General features: G+C 40.3%; 1 protein-coding gene. It reads left to right on the forward strand.

Annotation, left to right across the window (positions count from 1 at the left end):
• Positions 1 to 575: condensation domain-containing protein (locus G9C87_RS20720; protein ID WP_185157288.1), on the forward strand; the 575-nt coding region annotated here is incomplete at both ends.

Genomic DNA, 575 nt, shown 5'->3' on the forward strand with positions numbered 1-575 from the left:
CATGTTTCGATGAGTGATGGTGACCGAATCATATTGGTTATTCACCACCTTGTGGTTGACGGAGTTTCCTGGAGGATTTTGCTTGAAGATTTAGGAAGCTTATATGAATCGGGAATGAAGGGAGTATCTTATGAACTTCCTTCCAAAACAGATTCTTTCCAGAGTTGGGGAGCAGCATTGGAGAAGTATAGCAATAGTTCTTCTTTATCCCAAGAGCGTTTGTATTGGGAAGGTATAGAATCAGAGATTTATCCGGTTATTCCAACCGATTACCCTGCAAATGGCAAACATATTTTAGATAGCAGCATCAGCTTTTCCTTAAATGAATCGTCTACGAAATTATTACAGACGCGTGCAGGTAAGAAATACAGTGCAGAGATTAATGATGTTTTATTGACGGGATTGGCCTTATCCTTACAGGATCAGTTTGGTATTAACAAGACCAAGGTGCTAATGGAAGGTCATGGTAGAGAGGTGATGAATACAGGTTTAGATATCAGCAGAACAGTAGGATGGTTCACCAGTGTGTATCCTTTTTCGTTAGATATCAGCAATGAGAACCAGCCTGCTTTGGT

The organism is Chryseobacterium sp. LAM-KRS1 (assembly GCF_013184525.1).
GTDB classification, from domain to species: Bacteria; Bacteroidota; Bacteroidia; order Flavobacteriales; family Weeksellaceae; genus Chryseobacterium; species Chryseobacterium proteolyticum.